The 551-nt window shown below is 57.4% G+C and carries 1 protein-coding gene; it reads right to left on the bottom strand.

What is annotated here, in order from left to right; genetic code table 11:
• A partial coding sequence (locus IVA81_RS12040; protein ID WP_247316621.1) for a hypothetical protein occupies positions 1–205 on the bottom strand: 205 nt, incomplete at its 3' end.
• Between the last annotated feature and the right edge of the window lie 346 nt (positions 206–551).

Below are 551 nucleotides of genomic sequence, written 5' to 3'. Positions count from 1 at the left end.
CTTCCGAGCGAGACAAATGGCAGATGATGCCGCCCTCGTCACCGGCGTATGACAAATCCCAGACGACGTGGTGCATCCGATCAGCATCGGCAACATTCTGGGCTTGCAGATATTCGATCAACGATGGTGCCAGTTCAACGTCAAATGGCGCAGCTGCCTTGAGTGCGGCGAGCAACCGGGTGGTCTTCTCCGGATTGTCGAGCATGGCGTCGTCCATCTTTAACGGGCGAATCAGAGAGCCGACGATCGGCGATGATAGCGAATATGGCTCAACAGAGCCATATTCGCTATCCGTCGCACAACCCGCCTTCCTCCCATTGCTGGTTGACCCGATCCAATGGCGATAACCTCACGGGCATTACCCCGCTTCCTCGCTAATACAAGGCCGTCCGCCCCTCTCCGGCGCATCACCGCTTCGCGGTAGGCGATTCGTGGCAAGCTTCGGTGCCACAATCTGATCTTCCTGCATTCCCGACGAAGTTCGATTGCGAGACGCTGGAGGCGCTGCTTGCAGCGCTTTCATATCGCAAAGGAGCTTCCCATGACGGTTC

This window comes from Bradyrhizobium sp. 141 (assembly GCF_023074055.1).
Lineage (GTDB): Bacteria > Pseudomonadota > Alphaproteobacteria > Rhizobiales > Xanthobacteraceae > Bradyrhizobium.
This window is presented reverse-complemented; position numbering and strand designations above follow the sequence as displayed.